We start from the raw sequence: 22,289 nt of genomic DNA, 5'->3' as shown, positions 1-22,289 counted from the left end.
GCGAAGGTAGCGAAGCGGGGCCGGGCACCACTACACTCGGTCATTCTTTGATACACGGAGGTTTTGTCATGCGGCGCGTGGTGTTCAATCAGAAAGGTGGCGTGGGCAAATCCAGCATCGCCTGCAATCTGGCGGCGGTCAGCGCCAGCGAAGGTTATCGCACGCTGTTGGTCGACCTCGATGCCCAGGCCAACTCCACTCAGTACCTGACCGGGCTCACCGGTAATGACATTCCGATGGGCATCGCCGACTTCTTCAAGCAGACCCTGTCCTCGGGCCCGTTCTCCAAGAAGAACAAGGCCGATATCTACGAAACACCGTTCGACAACCTGCACATCATCACCGCCACGGCGGAGCTGGCCGACCTGCAGCCCAAGCTCGAGGCCAAGCACAAGATCAATAAGCTGCGTAAGTTGCTGGAAGAGCTGGACGGCGAATACGACCGCATCTACCTCGATACCCCGCCCGCCTTGAATTTTTATGCGGTATCTGCACTGATTGCCGCTGATCGTGTGCTGATTCCCTTCGATTGCGACAGTTTTTCCCGCCAGGCGCTGTACGGGCTGATGTCGGAGATCGAAGAGTTGAAGGACGACCACAACGAAGGCCTGGAAGTCGAAGGCATCGTGGTCAACCAGTTCCAGGCCCGGGCCAGCCTGCCGCAGCAGATGCTCGACGAATTGATCGCCGAAGGGTTGCCGGTGTTGCCGGTTTACCTCGCCAGCTCAGTGCGCATGCGCGAATCGCACCAGGCCAGCACACCACTGATCCATCTCGACCCGCGGCACAAGCTGACGCAACAGTTCGTCGAGCTGCACAACCTGCTCGAAGACGCCTGAAAAAACCAGCGTGGGAGCAAGCTCCCACGCTGGTTTTGTGTCAGATGCCCTGACTGCGCAACCATGCCATCAATTGCGGTAGCGGAAACGCGCCGCTCTGCCGCGCCACTTCACGGCCATTTTTGAACAGGATCAGGCTCGGAATCGAACGAATCCCCAACTGCGCCGACAACTGCTGATTGGCTTCGCTATCCAGCTTGGCCAACCGGCATTTACCCGCCAGCTGCGCCGCCGCCTGCTCGAACACTGGCGCAAACGACTTGCACGGCCCGCACCAGTCCGCCCACACGTCCACCAGTAACGGCAGATCGCCCTTGATCTGGCTGGCGTAATCGCCTTGCTTGAGGTCGATCGGCTTGTTCAACAGCACCTCGGACTTGCAGCGCCCGCATTTCGGATGATCGTTGAGGCGTTCGGCGGGAATGCGGTTGAGGCCGTTGCAGGAGGGGCAGGGGATGAGGAGTGGGTCGGTCATGATAGGTCTCGATTGAGCAGTTGATGTCACTGATCTGGTGTCGAGGGAGTCATTTATCAATGTCTTGAATCGTCACAGTTTTTCGCCGGCCACCTTTCGATTGATGTCTAGGCTGAAAGCAAATTCCTGTTTTTGACGCTCGTCGTGAGGAGATCGCTTTGACTGTATCTGCGTGCTACTTTTGTTGCACAAATCGAGAGATCGATGATTTCCATTTACCGGATCGGAGTGACTTCATGTCCGTAACGTCCAGAATTCGCCGTCAGGGAGGCGCTGCAGTCATAACGATTCCACCAACGCTGTTGAAGCTGTTGCATTTGGATGTGGGAGCTCAACTGGAACTGAATGTGGTTGAAGGGGAGTTGATAGCTCGCCCCGTGGCGCCTCTTGCTCGCAAGCGTTATAGCTTGGTCGAGCTGCTAGAAGGCGCTGAGCAGTTCCAAGAACTGAATGCTCAAACTGCCGAAGCTCGCGAAGGTGAGCCTGTTGGCAGGGAGCTGGGTTGATGGTGCGTCGACAGCCCCCGCAGCGTGGAGATGTTTACTGGATTGATCCCAATCCCGTGGCCGGGCGGGAGATGATGAACAGGCATCGTTTTGTAGTCATCACTCCTCGGGAGATAAATGCTTTGGGCGTCAGCATGACCGTACCGATCACCAGCGGCGGCAATTTCAGTCGAACCTCGGGATTGGCCGTGACCATTTCTGGTCACGAAACCAATGGTGTCGCGGTGTGTAATCAGGTTCGTAGCTTTGATATCGAACAGCGTGTACGAGAGGGAAGCGCGAAGTTTATCGAGCGACTGGACGACGTGACGATGGTGGACATCGTCGCTCGGGTAGTCAGCGCAATCGATCCGTTGGATTGAGCCTCCTCACGACGAACAACTGATCTCCAGATGCTTGCCCCACTCCGGCGGCCGTTCCGCATAGCTCTCCATTCCTGGCTGTTCCTCGAATGGATTGCTCAACACCGCATGCAGACGACGCACCTCCGAGTAGTCGCCTTGCTCGGCAGCATCAATCGCCTTCTGCGCCAGGTAATTGCGCAGGATGTACAACGGATTCACCGCATGCATCCGCGCACGGCGCTGTTCCTGATCGGTGGCGCCATCCCGTGCGACGCGGTCGACATACCGCTCGCCCCAGGCGTCGAAGCCTCGGATATCCACAAAGTCATCGCGCAGCCGGGCAACCGCCTGGTCTGCTGATTCTTCGCCCAGACGACGGAAGAACAAGGTGTAATCGACGCCGCTGTTCTGCATCAATTGCAGCAGTTGCTCCAGCAGTTGCTGGTCCTCGTCCTCGGCCGTGGTGAAGCCGAAACGGCGGCGCATCAGGTCGAGGTAATGGGCCTGGAACAGCGGCAGGTACAGACCGAGGGTTTCGCGCAGGGCTTCAACGCTGATGAACGGCGTCAGGGCCTGGGCCAGGGCGCTGAGGTTCCACTGGCCGACGGGGACCTGATTGCTGAACGAGTAGCGTCCCTGATCATCGGAATGGTTGCAGATGAAGTTCGCATCGAAGTCGTCGAGGAAGGCGAACGGACCGAAGTCGAAGGTGATGCCGAGGATCGACATGTTGTCGGTGTTCATCACCCCGTGGCAGAAACCGTAGGCCTGCCACTTGGCGATCAGTTCGGCGTTGCGTTCGACGATTTCGCGGAACATCGCCAGATAGGGTTCCGGCTGCTCCAGGCACTCGGGGAAGTGCATCGCCAGCACGTGCTCGCCGAGCAGTTTCTGCTGCTCGGGACGCTTGGTGTAATAGAAATATTCGAAATGGCCGAAGCGAATGTGGCTCGGCGCCAGGCGCAGCACCATCGCGGCTCGCTCCTGTTTCTCACGCCACACCGGGGTGTCGGAACCGATCACGCAGGCGGCGCGTGAAGACGGGATGTTCAGCGCATACAGCGCTTCGGACGCGAGAAACTCACGAATCGACGAACGCAGCACGGCACGACCATCGCCCATGCGCGAGAACGGCGTCTGCCCGGCGCCCTTGAGGTGCAGGTCCCAGTGCTCGCCGGCGGCGTTGTAGACCTCGCCCAGCAACAGCCCGCGACCATCGCCCAGTTGCGGGGTGTAGCCGCCGAACTGATGCCCGGAATAGACCATTGCCCGTGGCTCGGCATCGGCCCACAACTTGTGGCCGCCGAACAGTTCAGCGAATTCCTGGGTGTCAGCCGCCGCCGGTTCCAGATCCAGCAGCGCGAGGGCCGCAGGGCTGGCGACCACCAGTCGCGGGTTGTCGATCGGTTCGGGCAGCACATGGGCCGAGAACGCATCGCCCAGGCGGGCGAAGCGGTTGTCGAAGGTCAGTTCGTCGAGGGCTTTCAAGGGCCGGCTCCAGCAGAATGTCCGAGCATTCTGCTGGGATTAGTCCGGTTAGTCGAGTTTGGCGGGCGGCGGCTCTTGCAGCGGTTTTTGCTCGCCGCTGACAGGCACGATGGTTTTGCTGTCGTCTTCGACCGGCACCAGTTTGTACTCCTGACCGTGAAGGTTCTTCAGGTACACCTCCATCTGCCGGAACGAGATATTGATGTGCTGTTTCTTGAACTCGCGGTTGATGAAGCGGTTGACCTCGTCGATCACCGGGTTGCGGTCGCCGAGGTCGCGCACGTGCATGCGCAGCTCGTGGTCGAGGGTGCTTTCGCCGAAGTTGAGGAAGTACACGTGCGGCTCGGGTTCTTTGAGCACGCGCGGGTTTTCCCGGGCGGCCTTGAGCAGCAGCTCCTTGACCAGATCCAGATCCGAACCGTAATCAACGCCGAGTTTCAGCGTGACCCGGGTGATGGTGTCGGTCAGCGACCAGTTGATCAGTTGCCCGGTGATGAACGTCTTGTTCGGGACGATGATGTCCTTGCGGTCGAAGTCGGTGATGGTCGTGGCGCGGATGCGGATCTTGCTCACGGTGCCCGACAGGTTGCCGATGGTGATGGTGTCGCCGATCCGCACCGGGCGTTCGAACAGGATCATGATGCCGGAGATGAAGTTCGCGAAGATCTCCTGCATACCGAAACCGAGGCCGACCGACAGCGCCGCCACCAGCCATTGCAACTTGTCCCAGCTCACGCCGAGGGTCGACAGGGTGGAGACGAAGCCGACCCCGGCGATCACGTAGGACAGCAGCGTGGTGGTCGCGTAGGCACTGCCCTGGGCCAGATTGAGTTTCGACAGCACAAACACTTCAAGCAGGCCCGGCAAGTTGCGTGCGAGCGCAAAGGTAATGCCGATGATGATCAGCGCGCCGAGCATGTCGCCGATGCTGATCGGCACCATGCTCATGTTGGCGCCGGTGCCGCTGGTGTATTCGTAGAGGGTGATGTTGTCGAGGTACGAGAACACGGTGATCAGGTCGGCCCAGACCCAGTACAGCGCGGCGATGAAACCGCCGAGCAGGGCCAGACGGATCAGACGCAGGGACTGTTCGTTGACCTTCTCGATGTCGAGGGTCGGTTCTTCGATCACCGCTTCGCCGTCGCCGGCTTCCTTCGCTGCCTGACGTTTGGCCAGGGCGCGCTGGTAGGCAAGACGGCGTGCCGCGACCGCCAGACCACGGACGAACGTGGCTTCGATCACCAGCCAGAACATCAGCAGGTACAGGGTATTGATCAAACGGTCGCTGAGTTTCAGCGCGGTGTAGTAGTAGCCGAAGCACACCGCGACGAACAGCGCGATAGGCAGCAGGGTGAACATGATCCCCACGGCCTTGCGGAACAGCGAGGCGTTTTCGTGGGTCGGGCTGCTGATCAGCAGGCGACTGAGCAGCCACGCCATCAGCGCGTAGCAAGTCAGCACTACCGGCATGCCGATGACGTCATCGGCCAGCGCCGCCGGCTGCAGTTCGGCGACTGCCACCACCGCCACGAGAGCCATGACGACCAGGCCGAGGCGACGTACCCAGCCCTGAAGGAATTCGACCTGCGGTTTCTCCCAACGGAAGTGCAGTTCAGCCACACCACCCGGCGCAAGGATCCGGTAAGCGGTGTAGAACACCAGCCACGCCTGACCCATTTGCAGCAGGGCGGCGCCCATGTTGGCGTTCTGGCCACGGGCGTCGATCTGCAGTGCCAGCCCGCACAACGCCAGGCCCAGCGCCACCGGCATCGCCAGCAGGATGTTGATCAGGATCGCCTGAGGCGTGTGCCACTGGCTGTCGCGCTTGAAGTGGCCGATGTCCTGGTGAACCTTGTTCAGGCGTGCATACAGCTGCTTGCGCCGCCACAGCAAGGCGCCGATCAGCAGTGCCAGCGGCAGGAACAGCAGCGGGCGCTGGGTCAGGCCGTCGGTCAGTTCGCTAAGGCTGGAGGCCAGGGGCAAGGTGTCGATCTGGCGTTTCAGGCGCTCCGGCACACCGCGCAGCCACTCGGAGTCCAGCGGCTTGTTGCTGGGAATCCAGAACATCTGCTCGTCGAGGGTCGCGCGCAGGCTTTGCGCGGTGCTCAGCAGTTGCTTCTGGTTCAGTTGCAGGGTGATCGATTCATTGAGCATCGCGCTCAGTTCGCGACTCAGCCGCTCCAGCAGATCGACGCGGGTATTGGCCAGATCCAGCAGGTTTTTGCGAAGTTGCGGTGTGACTTGCTCTGGCGGCTGGGTGGACAGCAGGGTGTCGACATAAGTCGCCGGATTGCTCAGTTGTTCGCGCTGTTGGTTGATTTCGAACTGGTACAGGCGAATGTCGGCGATCTGGTCCGCCAGGTCGCGGTCGACCTTGAGGCGTGGCAGCGCCTGCTTCTGTTTATAGAGAATCTTCGACAGCAACAGGCTGCCCTTGAGCACGTTGATCTGCTCGTCGAGGGCCGAGTCGCTCTGGGTCACGCTGTCCAGTTGCTGCTTGGTCTGCAGGTTCTGCTGGGTCAGCTCGTTGAGGCGGTCGGTGCTCTTGAGCAGGTAGTCGGAGAGTTTGAGGTTGGCCGCGCTTTCAGTGGCGAGCAGGGTGCTGCTGCCGGACTTCTGAGCCTCGATCGACTGCTGTGTCACGGTTTCCTGAGACAGGGTCAGACGCTTCTGGTTGATCAGGGTCTGCAGTTCCTGGATCTCGTGGTCCAGACGGTCGGACTTTTCCGTGAGCAGGTCATGCTGGCTGTTGCCCAGATCCTGCAACTGGTTGTTACCGGCCAGTTCCTGGCGACGCAACGGGATCAGTGCATTGAGCGCTGCCAGCTCGGAGTTGAGCAGGTCGCGTTGCTCGGCACTCAGGGTCTTGCCACTGTCCTTGCCGGTCTTGAGGATGCTGTTGATCTGCTGGATGCGGGTCTGGCTGCTGGCGATTTCTGCCTGGGCGCGCTCCGGACGAGTCTGGGCGGTGATGATCAGGCTGTTGGCGTCTGCCAGGGCTTTTTGCAGGTCGCTTTGCTGGGTCGAGCGCTCGGTGAGGATCTGTTCCAGCTGCTGGATGTTCTCTTTGGTGAAACGCTGCGCTACCGGTACCACGGCGGTGGCCTTGAGACGTGCCAGTTCGCGGGTGTTCTCGATGGTCTGCTTCGGCGCCGTGGCCAGTTGCTGCTTGAGGTCGATCAGCTTCTGATCGTAGTCACGCCGGTTGTTGAGCTGGTTCAGCGTGTTTTGCAGGAGCGTTTGCAGGGCCTTTTTGTCGGCCTCGGGCAGTTTGCTGTCGGTGAGCTTGTCCAGGTTCGCCTGCACGGCTTCGCTGGACGGCGGTTCTGCGGCCTGCAGCGGGCCGACAGTAAGACTCAGGCCCAGCAGGGCCGCGAGGAAAAAGGAGCGCAGGGTAGGCATAGAGACCGGTCAAGCAAGTGAGAGTGGAGGCAGTTTAGAGGAAGAGCCCGGGGCCCGGGCGACTTCCTTCGGGGAATCTGACGCCCACTTTGGCGATCTTGTTCCCCTCCATGACCGCCACCGTCCAGTGGGTATTGTTCCATTCCACCTGGTCGCCAACGATCGGTGCACCGCCGACTTTCTGGGCGATGAAGTGGCCCAGGGTCATGTCCGGATCGATGCCGTCGGCCGACAGGCCATAAAGGGCCGCAACCGCTTTGAGCTGGGCGTCTCCTTCGAGTACGAAGTCGCCGAAGAAACGCAGATCGAGGCCCCGCTGTGGTGCCTGGCTGAACAGTTTACCGAGGGCCGGCAGGTTGTGTTCATGGCCGATAACACACAGCAAATCATCGACTTCCAGCACTGTACTACCCGACGGATGGAGCAGTTGCTGACCACGAAACAGGGCTGCGATACGGGTACCTTCGGGCATTTTCAGCTCCCGCAGGGGTGAACCGATGCACCATTTCTCCGCGCCGAGCTTGTAGACGAACAGCTCCCACTCGCTGGTGATGTGCACTTCCAGGGCCGAGCGTGAAATCGGCGCAGGTTCCGGCGGCACCGTCACCTTGAGCAGTCTGGCCACCCACGGCAGGCTCGTGCCCTGCACCAGCAAGGACACCAGCACGATGAAGAACGCGAGGTTGAAGTACAGCTGCGCATTCGGCAGCCCGGCCATCAACGGGAACACCGCCAGAATGATCGGTACCGCGCCACGCAGGCCGACCCAGGAAATGAAGGCCTTTTCGCGACCGTGGAAGGCCTTGAACGGCAGCAAGCCGACCACCACCGACAGCGGCCGCGCAAACAGAATCATCCACAGCGCCAGGCCCAGGGCCGGCAGGGCGATCGGCAGCAAGTCATGCGGAGTGACCAGTAGCCCCAGCACCAGGAACATGCCGATCTGTGCCAGCCACGCCATGCCGTCGAGCATGTGCAGGATGCCGTGGCGGCTGCGCACCGGACGGTTGCCGATCACCAGGCCGCACAGGTAAACGGCAAGGAAGCCGCTGCCGTGCAGGGCGTTGGTCAGGGCGAACACCACCAGACCGCCGGCGATCACCAGGATCGGATAGAGGCCGGTGGCAAGGTTGATCCGGTTGACCAGTTGCAGCATCAGCCAGCCGCCACCGAGTCCGATCACGCCACCGATGCCGAACTCGCGGATCAGGTGGGTCAGCAGGCTCCAGTGCAGGCCGGTCTGGCCGCTGGCGAGCATGTCGATCAGGGTCACGGTGAGGAACACCGCCATCGGGTCGTTGCTGCCGGATTCGATTTCCAGGCTGGCGGTCACCCGCTCGTTCAAGCCTTTGCCGCCGAGCAGCGAGAACACCGCTGCGGCGTCCGTCGAGCCGACGATGGCGCCGATCAGCAGGCCCTGGATCAGATTAAGGTCGAACAGCCAGGCGGCGGCCATGCCGGTGAGGCCGGTGGTTATCAGTACGCCGACCGTGGCCAGCGACAGGGCCGGCCACAAGGCCACGCGGAAACTGGATACTCGGGTTCGCAAGCCGCCGTCGAGCAGAATCACCGCCAGTGCGAGGTTGCCGACCAGATAGGCCGTCGGGTAGTTATCGAAAATGATGCCGCCGCCATCGACCCCGGCGGTCATGCCGACCGCGAGGATGATCACCAGAATCGGGATGCCGAGACGTGACGAAAGGGAACTGACAAGAATGCTCGCACCTACCAGCAACGCGCCGATCAAGAACAGGCTGTTGATGGTCGTCGCATTCAAAGGCAGTACTCCAGAAGCGGAAAGACGGGCACAAACTGACCATGCAGTCTGCGTGCCAGCGATTCTAACCTGTTGAAATGTGATGCTGTCAAAAAGCTTTTTCAGTGGGGTATGCGGATTCGCGTTCGGCGCACGATTGCTGCCCTCACCCTAGCCCTCTCCCGGAGGGAGAGGGGACTGATCGTGGTGTTTTTGTGAGCTACGGCGACCTGAAATTCCGAGTCGAACTCAGGATCTGAAAAGCCCCCGATCTGCTCCCTTTCCCCCTCGCCCCCTTTAGGGGGAGAGGGCTGGGGTGAGGGGGTAGCTTTTGATCTTGATCTTGATCTTGATCTTGATCTCAAAATTACAGGCTGAACCGCCCAACCATATTGTTCAGATCCAGCGCCAGACGCGACAGCTCGTTGCTCGCCGCACTGGTCTGATTCGCGCCGGTCGCCGATTGCACCGACAGATCGCGGATGTTCACCAGATTGCGATCCACTTCCCGCGCTACCTGCGCCTGTTCTTCGGCGGCGCTGGCGATCACCAGGTTGCGCTCGTTGATTTCGACGATGGCGGTGTTGATGGTGTCCAGCGACAGGCCGGCGCCACGGGCGATGTTCAGGGTCGACTCGGCGCGCTCGGTGCTGTTGCGCATCGAATCCACGGCGTGCTCGGTGCCGCTCTGGATGCTGCCGATCATGCGCTCGATTTCGCTGGTCGACTGCTGGGTGCGGTGCGCCAGGGCGCGAACTTCGTCCGCCACCACGGCAAAACCACGACCGGCTTCACCGGCACGGGCCGCTTCGATGGCGGCGTTGAGTGCCAGCAGGTTGGTCTGGTCAGCCAGGCCACGGATCACGTCCAGCACCTTGCCGATGTCGCGGGATTCGTTGGCCAGATCGCCGATCAGGGTCGCGGTGCTCTGTACGTCGGCGCTCATGCGTTCGATGGCACTGACGGTTTCCTGCACCAGATCACGACCGTCGCCGGCGGAGGTGGTGGCGTTCTTCGAGGCTTCCGAGGTGCTGACCGCGTTGCGTGCGACTTCTTCAACAGCACTGGTCATCTCGTTGACCGCCGTGGCGGCCTGCTCGATTTCATTGTTCTGCTGGGTCAGGCCACGGGCGCTTTCGTCGGTGACGCTGTTCAATTCTTCAGCGGCGGACGCCAGTTGAGTCGCTGAGCCGGAAATCCGCAGCAGGGTGTCGCGCAGCTTCGACTGCATCTTGGCCATTGCTGCCAGCAGGCGCCCGGCTTCGTCGGTGCCGTCAACGTGGATCGGCTGGGTCAGGTTGCCTTCAGCGATGGTTTCCGCTGCATCCAGCGCTTTGGAAATCGGCTTGGTGATACTCAGGGTCAGCAGCCAGGCGAACAGGAAAGTCAGGCCGGTGGCGATCACCAACAGCGTCACCACCAGACTGAAGGCCGAAGAAAACTGCTCGGCGGCTTGCTGGTTGGTCTGGCTGATCTGCTCGCCGTTGATCTGCATCAGGCGGTTGAGCACGGTGTTCATTGCTTCGGAGTTGTTCAGCAATTCGGTGTTCAGCAGGTTGCGCAGCTCATCCACCTGATTGTTGCGCGACAGGGTTTTCATCCGGTCTTCGATCTGGCGGTACTGGCCCAGCAACTGCACGTATTGATCGTAGGCCGCACGTTCCTGCGGGCTGCCGATCAACGGCTCGTAATCGGTCTGGGCCTTGCGGATCTGCTGGTTGCGCATTTCCAGCAGCTCGACGGTTTTCTGCTGGATATCCGGCTCGCGGTTCACCAGCAAGCGGTACGACAGCACCCGCAGACGCAAGGTCAGTTGGGTGAACTCGTCGAGGTTCTTGATGCTCGGCACGCTGGTGGTGGTGATGTTTTCGGCGGCGCCGCGGATCTTGCTCATCTGGTTCAGGGCGAACACGCCGAGAATCAGCATCAGGCCGCCGATCAGGGCGAAGCCGGTGAACGCCCGGGGGGCGATATTCATATTGCGAAGGGACATGGTGCGATTACCAGGGAAGGGCCGCATCCATGCGGGCTGAGACTGCTGTTGGATGACTTATCGGTCATACGACTAAAGTCTTGAGGCGGTGCGCGTATTTGTCGCATAAGGGGTCGGGCGACGAAGTGCAGGAACCAGATCGGCAGATCACAGTCTCTAACACTCGCAGGAATGGTCGACTGCCAGGAAAATCAAGGCCTTGCGCCGGTTTAATCCTGGCATCCACGACGACTTTTCTTTATCGTACGCGCCCTTTGAAAAAGCCCTGGAATATCAAAATGTTGGAAGCATCCCTCAGCCAATTGGAACAGCTCGTCAGCGACCTGGTGCAACAGAACCAGACACTGTCGGAAACCAACCAGACCCTGTCCACGGAACTGGCCCAGGCCAAGGATGAAAACGAGAGCCTGCAACTGAGCCTGATGGAACAGGAAGAAAAGCACGGCGCCACCGCCGCACGCATCCAGGCCCTGGTTGATCGCGTCAACGCAGGTCCTGTCAGCGCATGAACCACGGCACAGCAGGGGTAAAAGTCATCTCCATCATGGGGGAGGACTATTCGATCAAGGCACCGGCCGGGGAAGAACAGACCCTGCTGGACGCTGCATTGATGCTCAAGGCCGCACTGGCCGACACCAAGCGCAAATACCCGACCCTGATCGGCGACCGCCTGCTGGTGCTGGCGGCGATGAATCTGTGCTCGCAGCAGATTGAAATGAAGAAGCAGCATCAGGAAGAACTCGAGCGTTACCAAGAGCAAGTCAGCGCCACGGTCGAGACGATTGCCAAGACGATTGGTCGGGAATGATGTTTTTATCTGTGGGCTAGGATTTTGGACGCTCCACTAGTTCGCAAATTTGATTGTGAGTGGAGTTCCGGTCAGGAACTCCGGACTCAGTTTTACTCAGTTAAGGTGTGATTAGTTTCGGTGCAGTACCAAGTCCAACAACGAATTCCTCCACTCCAGCAACCACCCTGTAAGAGTAGATTTTTTGGTACACAACTTCGGTTCCACTTCCTTCGTGAAGCGTTACTAGATCTCCGACGGATATGCTACGAGCCATTTTTTGGAAAGCTTCAAAGTACGATTTAGATCCGCTGGTTCCATCGTGGATCTTCGTTTCATGATTCATGATTTTTACCTCGAATAAATAAGTTATTCTGGTCGTATTGAATGCTTGAAAGTAACTTGGACTGTTCCAGGTTTTTTATTGTGGAATTCATTTCTTTATTTGTAACCTGTCATATATGACAGGTGTTGATTCATACAGTAACTCGCTGCCAGAAGACTCTTCGATAGGAAGGTTAACTTCAGTTTTTAGGATTGCGCACAGTAGGTCTTCTGGATTGTCAATTATGATGTATACAATCGGCACGACTGTTGCAGCATTTTCTCCTTCTTATTCCTGGAGGGGTGCTCCATGCAGTTCTGGCGTCGCAGTATTCAATGGCAGCTGATCCTCGGTATGGGCACCGCCCTGCTGGTCAGCATCCTGATCGTGGTTGGCATTTATACCCTGGTGGTCAACCGCCTCGCCCAGAGCTATCTGGTCGAACAGGCGTTGCCATCGAGCATCGAAGCGACGCGCAACGATATCGAACGAATCCTCGTTCAGCCCCTCACCGCCGCCAAGGACATCGCCAGCAACACCATGGTCCGCGACTGGCTGGCCACTGGTGAAGACTCCGCCAAAACAGCAGGCTTCGCGCAGTATCTGGAAGGCATCCGCGCCGAACACAAGGCTTTCACGGCGCTGATCATCGGCACCGAATCCAATCACTACATCACCGAAAAAGGTCTGGATCGCACCCTCAGCCGATCCAAACCGGCCGATGCCTGGTTTTACTCTTTCCTCGACAGCAATCAGCCACGCACCCTGAACATCGACAACGATGGGGCCACCGGAGAGCTGGCGCTGTTCATCGATTTGAAGGTCGAGCAGGCCGGCAAAGTGGTGGGTGTCGCGGGGCTCGGGCTGAGCATGAAAGAGCTGTCGGAGTTGATCCACAATTTCAGCTTTGGCGAGCGCGGCAAGGTCTATCTCGTGCGTTCCGACGGTTTGATCCAGGTCCATCCCGAGGCGCAATTCAGCGGCAAGCGCACCCTCACGGAGCAGATCGGCGCCAACGCGGCGCAAGCGGTCATGGGCCACAAAGTGGCGACCAACAGCAGCTTCCAGCGCGACGGCGAAGACTTCCTCGCCTTCAGCCTGCCTTTGCGTGATCTCGGCTGGACCCTGGTGGCCGAAGTGCCACAGTCGCAGATCTACGCCGAAGCCCGACGGGCGATGTGGATGAGCAGCGGCATCGGTCTGGCGGTGGCGCTGGTTTGCCTGGCGCTGGTGATCTGGCTGGCTCAGGGATTGGTGCGACCGATTCGTCAGGTAACAGCCGCACTGGTAGCAATCGGTAGCGGTGGTGGAGATTTGACCCATCGGTTAGATTCCAGCCGCGCCGATGAGCTGGGCGACCTGGCTCGCGGCTTCAACCGTTTCCTCGACAGCCAGCGCGGGATGATCGGCGAAGTGCTGACCACCAGCGAGCGTCTGCGTGTCGCCGTCGGCCAAGTGGCCAGGGTTGTGGATAACACCGCCGAGCGCTCCGGCCGCCAGCAGGAAATGACCGACATGGTCGCCACTGCCGTTCACGAAATGGGCCTGACCGTGCAGGAAATCGCCCAGAACGCCGGCAATGCCGCGCTCGCCTCGCAAACGGCGCGTGATGAAGCGATGCAGGCGCGGGAAGTGGTTGGCGGCTCGATTCGCCATATAGAAAGCATGTCCGATGAAATCGGCGTTGCGGCGGGAGCGGTGGGTGAACTGGCGCATCAGGTGGCGTCGATTGATCAAGTATTGGCGGTGATTCGCGGTGTTTCCGAGCAGACCAATCTGTTGGCGCTGAACGCGGCGATTGAAGCGGCGCGGGCCGGGGACATGGGACGTGGTTTTGCGGTGGTGGCGGATGAAGTCCGCACCTTGGCGCGCCGGACTCAGGCTTCTACCGACGAGATTCAGCAGATGATCGGCAGCCTCAAGCAGGGGGCGGAGAATGCGGTGTCATCCATGCGCACCGGTCAGGCCGCGACGGGGACCGGGGTTGAATCGAGCCAGCGCACCGGAGCGTCGCTGACCGCGATTACCGGGCAAGTCGAGCGCATCAGCGACATGAACCATCAGGTGGCGACGGCGACGGAGGAGCAGTCGGCGGTAACGGAAGAGATCAACCGCAACGTGCAGGGGATTTCCGATCTGGCCCGGGCGACGGCGGGGGAGGTTCGGGCTTGTCGTGAGGATTGTCAGATGTTGCAGCGATTGGCGGATGATCTGGCGCGGCAGATGGGTGGGTTCAAACTCACTTGATGTATTGAACGCCAAGGGCCCTCTCACCCTAGCCCTCTCCCAGAGGGAGAGGGAACTGACCGAGGTATCTTGCGCTATACGTCGACCTGAGAAATCCAGTCGATTATGGATTCGGTGACGCTCCTTCAGGTCGATGTGCTTCTGAAGCATCCCCCGGTCGGCTCCCTCTCCCTCCGGGAGAGGGCTGGGGTGAGGGCCGGCTTTAGAACCACTCATTTTGCATTGCCAGACACGTATCATCCCGCGCCTCCAGCAACGCCAGCTCATGCTGGCAACCCGGCACTTCCCACGTCAGAAAATACCGCGCCGCCTGCAACTTGCCCTTATAGAAGTCGACATCCGCCGCATTACCCTTGGCCAAACCTTCCTCAGCCCGAATCGCCTGCTCCAGCCAGCGCCAGCCAACCACCGCGTGCCCGAACACCTTCAGGTACAGTGCCGAATTCGCCAGGCTGCTGTTGACCTTGCCCTGGGCCAGATCCGTCAGCAGGCCGATGGTCACGCTCTGCAGGCGTGCGACCAGTTTCTCCAGCGGCTCACGCAATGCGGTCAACGATTCGTACGCCACCGCGCGTTCGGCGGTGTCGGCAATCAGGCGGATCAGTTGCTTGAGCCCGGCGCCACCGTTCTGCGCCAGTTTGCGTCCCAGCAAGTCCAGCGACTGAATGCCGTGGGTGCCTTCGTGGATCGGGTTCAGTCGGTTGTCGCGGTAATACTGCTCCACCGGGTATTCGCGGGTGTAACCGTGGCCGCCGAGAATCTGGATCGCCAGTGCGTTGGCCTTGAGGCAGAACTCCGATGGCCAGGATTTGACGATCGGGGTCAGCAAGTCCAGCAGCTCATGCGCCTGTTTGCGCTCGGCTTCGGTTTCCAGCGTAGTGGTGTCATCAAACAGCCGCGCCGCATACAGGCCGAGATCGAACGCACCTTCGACGTAGGATTTCTGCGTCAGCAGCATGCGTCTGACATCCGCGTGCTGAATGATCGCCACCGGCGCCGTCGTCGGATCCTTGCTGTCCGGTACCCGGCCTTGCGGTCGTTCGCGGGCGTATTCCAGTGAATACAGGTAACCGGCGTAACCGAGCATCACCGCGCCCATGCCGACGCCGATTCGCGCCTCGTTCATCATCTGGAACATGTAGCTCAAGCCGTGATGCGGCTTGCCCACCAGATAGCCGACGCACTCACCGTTATCGCCGAAGTTCAGCGCCGTGGACGTGGTGCCGCGCCAGCCCATCTTGTGAAACAGCCCGGCCAGCAACACGTCGTTGCGCTTGCCGAGACTGCCGTCATCGTTGACCAGAAACTTCGGCACGATGAACAGCGAAATCCCCTTCACCCCGGCCGGTGCGTCCGGCAGCTTGGCCAGCACCATGTGCACAATGTTTTCCGAAAGCGGGTGATCACCACCGGAGATGAAGATCTTGTTGCCCTTGAGGCGATAGGTGCCGTCGGATGCAGGTTCGGCGCGTGTGCGAATATCCGACAGCGACGAACCGGCATGGGGTTCGGTCAGGGCCATGGTGCCGAAGAAGCGACCGTCGATCATCGGTTGCAGGAAGCGCTGCTTCTGCTCTTCGGTGCCGAAGCTTTCGATCAGGTTGGCCGCGCCCATGGTCAGGAACGGGTACGAGGTCGAAGCCGCGTTCGCCGACTGGAAGTGTGCGAAGCAGGCCTGAGACAGCAATGTAGGAAGTTGCATGCCGCCGGCGTCGAAACTGCGCGCGGCGTTGAGGAATCCGGCTTCGAGGAAGGCATCCACCGCCGGTTTCACTTCGGGAATCAGAATCGCCTGACCGTTCTCGTAGCGCGGCTCGTTTTCGTCGCCCTTGCGGTTGTGCGGTGCGAAGTACTTCTCGGCGATGTTGCGCGCCGTGCCGATGGCGGCATCGAAGGTTTCGCGGTTGTGTTCGGCAAACCGCTCGCGCCGGGTCAGGCCCTCGGCATCGAGGACTTCGTACAGCTCGAAAGCCAGATTGCGGGAACTGAGCAGCGTCTCGGACATGGCGGCCTACCTTTTTTTGGAATGGACCGAGTCTAGGCGTGCGAATAAAGGCTGAACAGGAAGATTGATAACGGTGATGGAGAGGCCAAAAAAATGGGCGCCGGTGAGGGCGCCCATTTTTTATGCTGCTGACAGAGTCGGCGATTAACCGATGGTCATCAGGCTGGCGTTACCACCCGCTGCCGCAGTGTTGACGCTCAATGCGCGCTCGATCACCAGACGCTCCAGCGCAATGTTGGTCTCGCCCTGGGACAGGCCCTGAACCCCGACGATGGCGCCGGTACGCTTGGCGATCTGCTGGCAGACCGCGCGCAACTGGTCGGAATGGCCGTGATGCAGAACTGCATCGAACACCACGTCGTCCTTGTTCCAGTCGGAAACCAGTTTGATCCGCGCCTGAATCTCCTTCGGCAGGCGTGCGAACAATGCCTTGCTGGTGTCGGATTCCGGCCAGACCGCCGAACCGCCCACCGCCAGCACCGCAGCGAGCTGGGTCAGCAGATCACCTTCGATGTCCGCCAGGCACAGCACGTGCTCGCGTGGCAGGATCGCGTAGCTGTTCTTCTCGCCGGTCGGGCCGGCCAGTACACGGGTGATACCGCTTTGCGACTGGGCGGCGTACTGCACGCACAGGGTGCTCAGGTCGGCGAACTTGTTGCTGTCGGCCCAGGCTTTCAGGGCAACCAGCGGTTTGCTCAGGGCATCGCGCAGACGAACGTCCGGTGCCACGGCAGCATCACCGCGAGCGAAGGATTGTTCGATGGCGTCCGCAGGACGCGTCGACAGCAGACGGTACAGGTAGAGTGGGCCACCCGCCTTCGGACCGGTACCCGACAGGCCTTCGCCACCGAACGGCTGGACGCCGACCACGGCACCCACGATGTTGCGGTTGACGTAGACGTTACCGGCGTTGACGTTGTCGATCACCTTGGCGATGGTCTCGTCGATGCGGGTGTGCACGCCGAGGGTCAGGCCGTAGCCGGAGGCGTTGATCTGGGCGATCAACTGGTCGATCTCTTTGCGCTTGTAGCGCACCACGTGCAGCACCGGGCCGAAGATCTCGCGTTGCAGTTCGTCGAAGCTTTCCAGTTCGATCAGGGTCGGCATGACGAAGGTGCCGCGTTTGACTTCCTCGGCATCGGCGATGGCCACCTGGTACACGTTGCGACCTTTGTCGCGCATGCCCTGGATGTGTTTCTCGATGCCGGCCTTGGCTTCGGCGTCGATCACCGGGCCGATGTCCACGGACAGACGCTCCGGGTTGCCGAGACGGCTTTCAGCCATCGCGCCCTTGAGCATTTCGATGACGCGATCAGCGGAATCTTCCTGCAAGCACAGGACGCGCAGGGCCGAGCAACGCTGACCGGCGCTGTCGAAGGCCGACGACACCACATCGATCACTACCTGTTCGGTCAGTGCCGAAGAGTCGACGATCATCGCGTTCTGGCCACCGGTTTCGGCGATCAGCGGAATCGGACGGCCCTGGTTGTCGAGACGACCGGCGATGTTGCGTTGCAGCAGACGCGCAACTTCGGTGGAACCGGTGAACATTACGCCTTTGACGCGCTCGTCACCCACCAGACCGGCACCGACGGTTTCACCGCGACCCGGCAGCAGTTGCAGCACGCCTTCCGGAATCCCGGCTTCGAGCAGCAGGCGTACGGCTTGTGCGGCGACCAGCGGAGTCTGTTCGGCCGGTTTGGCCAGCACCGGGTTACCGGCGGCCAGTGCGGCGGCAACCTGGCCGCTGAAGATCGCCAGCGGGAAGTTCCACGGGCTGATGCAGACCACCGGGCCCAATGGGCGGTGGGCGTCGTTGCTGAAATCGTTGCGAGCCTGCACCGCGTAGTAACGCAGGAAATCGACGGCTTCGCGGACTTCGGCGATGGCGTTGGCGAAGGTCTTGCCGGCTTCGCGGGCCAGCAGGCCCATAAGCGGCTGGATTTCGCCTTCCATCAAGTCCGCGGCGCGTTCCAGAATCGCGGCGCGTTCGGCCGGCGGGGTGGCCTGCCAGATCGGTGCGGCGTTCAGGGCGCATTGAATGGCGTTATCGACGTCTTCGACGGTGGCTTCCTGCACGTGGCCGACCACGTCACGCAGATCGGACGGGTTCAGCACCGGGGACGGCGCTTCGTTGCTGGAGGCGCAACCGAGCATCGGCGCGGCTTTCCAGTTGTTGTGCGCGGTCGCCAACAGGGCGCAGGACAGCGATGCCAGACGATGTTCGTTGGCCATGTCGATGCCGCTGGAGTTGGCGCGCTCGGAACCATAAAGGTCACGCGGCAGTGGAATGCGCGGGTGCGGCAAGCCGAAACCACCTTCCACGGTTGCCATCTGCTCGATCTGCGCAACGGGATCGGCCACCAGTTCCTGAATCGAAATCGACTGGTCGGCGATACGGTTGACGAACGAGGTGTTGGCGCCGTTTTCCAGCAGGCGACGTACGAGGTACGCCAGCAGGGTTTCGTGGGTGCCGACCGGAGCGTACACGCGGCACGGACGGTTCAGCTTGCCTTCGGAAACTTTGCCTACAACCTGCTCGTACAACGGTTCGCCCATGCCGTGCAGGCACTGGAATTCGTACTGGCCCGGGTAATAGTTCTGACCGGCAATGTGATAAATCGCCGACAGGGTATGGGCGTTATGCGTGGCGAATTGCGGGTAGATGACTTCCGGCACCGACAGCAGTTTGCGGGCGCAGGCGATGTAGGAAACGTCGGTGTACACCTTGCGGGTGTAGACCGGATAGCCTTCCAGGCCTTCGACCTGGGCGCGCTTGATTTCGCTGTCCCAGTACGCGCCTTTCACCAGGCGGATCATCAGACGATGACGGCTGCGGCGAGCCAGGTCGATCACGTAGTCGATCACGTACGGGCAACGCTTCTGGTAGGCCTGGATCACGAAACCGATGCCGTTCCAGCCAGTCAGTTGCGGCTCGAAGCACAGGCGCTCGAGCAGATCCAGCGACAGCTCCAGGCGGTCGGCTTCTTCGGCGTCGATGTTCAGGCCGATGTCGTATTGCTTGGCCAGCAGGGTCAGCGACAGCAGGCGCGGGTACAACTCATCCATTACGCGCTCGTACTGGGCGCGGCTGTAACGCGGGTGCAGGGCCGACAGCTTGATCGAAATGCCCGGGCCTTCATAAATCCCACGGCCGTGGGACGCTTTGCCGATCGAGTGAATGGCTTGTTCGTACGAGGCCAGGTATTTCTGGGCGTCGTGTTCGGTCAGCGCCGCTTCACCGAGCATGTCGTAGGAATAACGGAAACCCTTGGCTTCGAACTTGCTCGCGTTGGCCAGGGCTTCGGCGATGGTTTCGCCGGTCACGAACTGCTCGCCCATCAGGCGCATGGCCATGTCGACGCCCTTGCGGATCATCGGCTCGCCGCTCTTGCCGATGATGCGGCTCAGGGACGAAGTCAGGCCGGCTTCGTTGTGAGTCGAGACCAGTTTGCCGGTCAGCAGCAGACCCCAGGTCGCTGCGTTGACGAACAGCGACGGGCTGTTGCCCAGGTGCGGCTGCCAGTTGCCGGTGCTGATCTTGTCGCGGATCAGCGCATCACGAGTGCCTTTGTCCGGAATACGCAGCAGCGCTTCGGCCAGGCACATCAGCGCTACGCCTTCCTGGGACGACAGGGAAAATTCCTGCAGCAGGCCCTGAACAATGCCTGCACGACCGCCGGCACTCTTCTGGTTACGCAGTTTTTCCGCGATGGTGGCGGCGAGTTTGTTGGTGGCTTCGGCCATCGGCGCCGGCAGGCGAGCCTGCTCGATCAGCATCGGTACCACTTCCGGCTCAGGGCGACGGTAAGCGGCGGTGATCGAGGCGCGCAGCACCGATTGCGGCAGGATGCTTTCGGCGAATTCGAGGAAGCATTGGTGAGCGTGATCGGTGTGGACTTCACCTGCGTCGTCGGCGTCCTTGGCGGTCAAACCGTTCAGCTCGGTCAGGGTTGCACCACCCTCGAGTTTTTCCAGGTAATTGAAAATTGCCTGCTTGATCAGCCAGTGCGGCGTGCGATCAATCGAGGTTGCGGCGGCCTTCAGGCGCTCGCGGGTCGGGTCGTCAAGTTTGACCCCAAGGGTGGTGGTAGCCATATTTTTATCCTCATAGGTGCCGCAGTTGCGCGACAACAGCTGGCGGCAAGATTAGCCGCGAGCCGAAAGAGGTGCAACCGGGTGCAACCCTTTTTTTGTCGGAATATTCGGCAACTTGTCAGGAATAAATTTCAGCTTCGCGATGATCGCTCTAGATAGGTGCTTTCAAGGCACATGGCGGGGTGTCACTGCGCCGCAACGGTGCAAAATCGGCGGTTTGCGGCCGAAAAAACGACGTAGGTGCAACTAATTCTCAAGAAACTGGTTGCACCTGTTTTGCTTTGTTGCATAGGATTCGCGCCCAAGGTGCAACCGGGACAACCCGGTTTACCGGCCAATGGCTTTCCTGGGGAAACATTGGTCATAAATGCGCGGCCGTGCGAATCGTCTGTCGGACGTCAGTCTGCAAACGGTGCAACCGCCGCCGCTACATAAAAACAAAGCCAGGGCACGTACGTAATGAGCGCAAGCAATCCAACCCTGATCACGTTCGTGATCTACATCGCAGCAATGGTGCTGATCGGCTTCATGGCCTATCGCTCCACCAACAACCTTTCCGACTACATTCTGGGCGGCCGCAGCCTGGGCAGCGTGGTGACCGCATTGTCCGCCGGCGCTTCCGACATGAGCGGGTGGTTGCTGATGGGCCTGCCGGGCGCCATCTACATGTCCGGCCTGTCCGAAAGCTGGATCGCCATCGGCCTGATCGTCGGTGCCTACCTGAACTGGCTGTTCGTCGCCGGCCGTCTGCGTGTTCAAACCGAGCACAACGGCGATGCGCTGACCCTGCCGGACTACTTCGCCAGCCGTTTCGAAGATAAAAGCGGCCTGCTGCGGATCATTTCGGCAGTCGTGATTCTGGTGTTCTTCACCATCTACTGCGCTTCCGGCATTGTTGCCGGTGCCCGTCTGTTCGAAAGCACCTTCGGCATGTCCTACGAGACCGCGCTGTGGGCCGGTGCTGCTGCGACAATTGCCTACACCTTCGTCGGCGGTTTCCTCGCGGTCAGCTGGACCGACACCGTACAAGCCACCCTGATGATCTTCGCCCTGCTGCTGACGCCGATCATCGTGCTGCTGGCCACCGGCGGCGTCGATACCACGTTCCTGGCCATCGAAGCGCAAGACCCAAGCAACTTCGACATGCTGAAAAACACCACCTTCATCGGCATCATCTCGCTGATGGGCTGGGGCCTGGGCTACTTCGGCCAGCCGCACATCCTGGCGCGCTTCATGGCCGCTGACTCGGTGAAATCCATCGCCAACGCCCGTCGCATCTCCATGACCTGGATGATCCTGTGCCTGGGCGGCACCGTGGCTGTGGGCTTCTTCGGTATCGCTTACTTCTCGGCCAACCCGGACGTGGCAATGCCGGTGAGCGAAAACCACGAACGTGTGTTCATCGAACTCGCCAAACTGCTGTTCAACCCGTGGATTGCCGGCGTCCTGCTGTCGGCCATTCTGGCTGCCGTGATGAGCACCCTGAGCTGCCAGTTGCTGGTGTGCTCGAGCGCCCTGACCGAAGACTTCTACAAGACTTTCCTGCGTAAATCCGCTTCGCAGGTCGAGCTGGTATGGGTCGGTCGCGCCATGGTGCTGCTGGTTGCGTTGATCGCTATCGCGATGGCCGCCAACCCGGATAACCGCGTGCTGGGGCTGGTGTCCTACGCCTGGGCCGGTTTCGGTGCAGCCTTCGGTCCCGTCGTGCTGATCTCGGTGATCTGGAAGAAAATGACCCGTGACGGCGCACTGGCCGGCATCCTGGTCGGCGCGATCACCGTGATCGTGTGGAAGCACTTCGAGCTGCTGGGTCTGTACGAAATCATCCCGGGCTTCATCTTCGCCAGCCTGGCGATCTACTTCGTCAGCCTGATGGGCCAGCCGAGCGCCGGCATGGTTCAGCGCTTCGAAGCGGCCGAGAAGGACTTCCATCTGAACAAGTGATGGAAATGAGCTGAGGCTCACAAGAAAACGGCCCGTTTCCTGCCAGGAAGCGGGCCGTTTTTTATTGCCTGCGATTTCTG

General features: G+C 60.5%; 14 protein-coding genes. 7 read left to right on the top strand and 7 right to left on the bottom strand.

Annotated elements, in window-relative coordinates; translation table 11 throughout:
- The first annotated feature begins 68 nt into the window (after positions 1-68).
- A complete protein-coding gene (locus OQ248_RS08270; protein WP_085711085.1) occupies positions 69-839 on the top strand; it encodes a ParA family protein in 771 nt (256 codons plus the stop codon).
- A 40-nt stretch (positions 840-879) separates the two neighbouring features.
- Here OQ248_RS08270 and trxC read toward each other — a convergent pair whose 3' ends face one another.
- On the bottom strand, positions 880-1,314 hold the full coding sequence (gene trxC, locus OQ248_RS08265; RefSeq protein ID WP_265812555.1) for a thioredoxin TrxC: 435 nt from the start codon (positions 1,312-1,314) through the stop codon (positions 880-882).
- 236 nt (positions 1,315-1,550) lie between these two features.
- Between trxC and OQ248_RS08260 the strand changes: the two genes are divergently transcribed.
- Complete coding sequence (locus OQ248_RS08260) at positions 1,551-1,820, top strand: PbsX family transcriptional regulator (protein ID WP_265812554.1); 270 nt, start codon at positions 1,551-1,553, stop codon at positions 1,818-1,820.
- The gene (locus OQ248_RS08255; RefSeq protein ID WP_265812553.1) at positions 1,820-2,182 is read left to right on the top strand and encodes a type II toxin-antitoxin system PemK/MazF family toxin; all 363 of its coding nucleotides are present in this window, start codon (positions 1,820-1,822) and stop codon (positions 2,180-2,182) included. Before OQ248_RS08260 ends, OQ248_RS08255 begins: the two co-directional genes overlap by 1 nt.
- Positions 2,183-2,188: 6 nt before the next feature.
- On the opposite strand, the gene selO is transcribed toward OQ248_RS08255, so the two are convergent.
- The 4 genes from selO to OQ248_RS08235 form a co-directional block, all read right to left on the bottom strand.
- Positions 2,189-3,652 (bottom strand): protein adenylyltransferase SelO, encoded by a 1,464-nt coding sequence (gene selO, locus OQ248_RS08250; RefSeq protein ID WP_265812552.1) that lies wholly within the window; start codon positions 3,650-3,652, stop codon positions 2,189-2,191.
- Between the two features lie 48 nt (positions 3,653-3,700).
- On the bottom strand, positions 3,701-7,054 hold the full coding sequence (mscK, locus tag OQ248_RS08245; RefSeq protein ID WP_265812551.1) for a mechanosensitive channel MscK: 3,354 nt from the start codon (positions 7,052-7,054) through the stop codon (positions 3,701-3,703).
- Positions 7,055-7,088: 34 nt separating this feature from the next.
- Positions 7,089-8,831, bottom strand: coding sequence for a potassium/proton antiporter (locus OQ248_RS08240; protein ID WP_265812550.1), 1,743 nt, complete (start codon positions 8,829-8,831; stop codon positions 7,089-7,091).
- A 346-nt stretch (positions 8,832-9,177) separates the two neighbouring features.
- Complete coding sequence (locus OQ248_RS08235; protein ID WP_265812549.1) at positions 9,178-10,803, bottom strand: methyl-accepting chemotaxis protein; 1,626 nt, start codon at positions 10,801-10,803, stop codon at positions 9,178-9,180.
- A 278-nt stretch (positions 10,804-11,081) separates the two neighbouring features.
- Here OQ248_RS08235 and OQ248_RS08230 point away from each other — a divergent pair, with 278 nt between their 5' ends.
- The 3 genes from OQ248_RS08230 to OQ248_RS08220 all read left to right on the top strand — a co-directional run bounded on the left by OQ248_RS08230 (position 11,082) and on the right by OQ248_RS08220 (position 14,162).
- Positions 11,082-11,312 carry a hypothetical protein gene (locus tag OQ248_RS08230; protein WP_007952320.1) on the top strand — a complete coding sequence of 77 codons (231 nt, stop codon included), beginning with the start codon at positions 11,082-11,084 and terminating at the stop codon, positions 11,310-11,312.
- A complete protein-coding gene (locus tag OQ248_RS08225) occupies positions 11,309-11,611 on the top strand; it encodes a cell division protein ZapA (protein WP_248743128.1) in 303 nt (100 codons plus the stop codon). Before OQ248_RS08230 ends, OQ248_RS08225 begins: the two co-directional genes overlap by 4 nt.
- A 613-nt stretch (positions 11,612-12,224) precedes the next feature.
- Entirely contained in the window at positions 12,225-14,162 is a 1,938-nt protein-coding gene (locus OQ248_RS08220; protein ID WP_265812548.1) for a methyl-accepting chemotaxis protein, read from the top strand.
- 202 nt (positions 14,163-14,364) lie between these two features.
- Here OQ248_RS08220 and OQ248_RS08215 read toward each other — a convergent pair whose 3' ends face one another.
- Both OQ248_RS08215 and putA read right to left on the bottom strand, forming a co-directional pair.
- A complete protein-coding gene (locus OQ248_RS08215; RefSeq protein WP_265812547.1) occupies positions 14,365-16,167 on the bottom strand; it encodes an acyl-CoA dehydrogenase in 1,803 nt (600 codons plus the stop codon).
- A gap of 144 nt (positions 16,168-16,311) precedes the next feature.
- Entirely contained in the window at positions 16,312-20,265 is a 3,954-nt protein-coding gene (putA, locus tag OQ248_RS08210) for a trifunctional transcriptional regulator/proline dehydrogenase/L-glutamate gamma-semialdehyde dehydrogenase (protein WP_265812546.1), read from the bottom strand.
- Positions 20,266-20,724: 459 nt separating this feature from the next.
- Between putA and putP the strand changes: the two genes are divergently transcribed.
- Positions 20,725-22,209 (top strand): sodium/proline symporter PutP, encoded by a 1,485-nt coding sequence (gene putP, locus OQ248_RS08205; protein WP_265812545.1) that lies wholly within the window; start codon positions 20,725-20,727, stop codon positions 22,207-22,209.
- The last annotated feature ends 80 nt before the right edge of the window (positions 22,210-22,289 follow it).

The organism is Pseudomonas sp. COW5, assembly GCF_026240005.1.
Classification (GTDB): Bacteria; Pseudomonadota; Gammaproteobacteria; order Pseudomonadales; family Pseudomonadaceae; genus Aquipseudomonas; species Aquipseudomonas kribbensis.
The sequence above is the reverse complement of the archived record's forward strand: the minus strand, read 5'-3'. Positions and strand labels throughout refer to the sequence as shown.

Coding starts and splice junctions, on each gene's coding strand:
- OQ248_RS08235 (WP_265812549.1), bottom strand. CDS start 10,803: ATGTCCCTTCGCAATATGAATATCGCCCCCCGGGCGTTCACCGGCTTC.
- putP (WP_265812545.1), top strand. CDS start 20,725: ATGAGCGCAAGCAATCCAACCCTGATCACGTTCGTGATCTACATCGCA.
- OQ248_RS08260 (WP_265812554.1), top strand. CDS start 1,551: ATGTCCGTAACGTCCAGAATTCGCCGTCAGGGAGGCGCTGCAGTCATA.
- OQ248_RS08215 (WP_265812547.1), bottom strand. CDS start 16,167: ATGTCCGAGACGCTGCTCAGTTCCCGCAATCTGGCTTTCGAGCTGTAC.
- trxC (WP_265812555.1), bottom strand. CDS start 1,314: ATGACCGACCCACTCCTCATCCCCTGCCCCTCCTGCAACGGCCTCAAC.
- OQ248_RS08220 (WP_265812548.1), top strand. CDS start 12,225: ATGCAGTTCTGGCGTCGCAGTATTCAATGGCAGCTGATCCTCGGTATG.
- OQ248_RS08255 (WP_265812553.1), top strand. CDS start 1,820: ATGGTGCGTCGACAGCCCCCGCAGCGTGGAGATGTTTACTGGATTGAT.
- putA (WP_265812546.1), bottom strand. CDS start 20,265: ATGGCTACCACCACCCTTGGGGTCAAACTTGACGACCCGACCCGCGAG.
- OQ248_RS08225 (WP_248743128.1), top strand. CDS start 11,309: ATGAACCACGGCACAGCAGGGGTAAAAGTCATCTCCATCATGGGGGAG.
- mscK (WP_265812551.1), bottom strand. CDS start 7,054: ATGCCTACCCTGCGCTCCTTTTTCCTCGCGGCCCTGCTGGGCCTGAGT.
- OQ248_RS08270 (WP_085711085.1), top strand. CDS start 69: ATGCGGCGCGTGGTGTTCAATCAGAAAGGTGGCGTGGGCAAATCCAGC.
- OQ248_RS08230 (WP_007952320.1), top strand. CDS start 11,082: ATGTTGGAAGCATCCCTCAGCCAATTGGAACAGCTCGTCAGCGACCTG.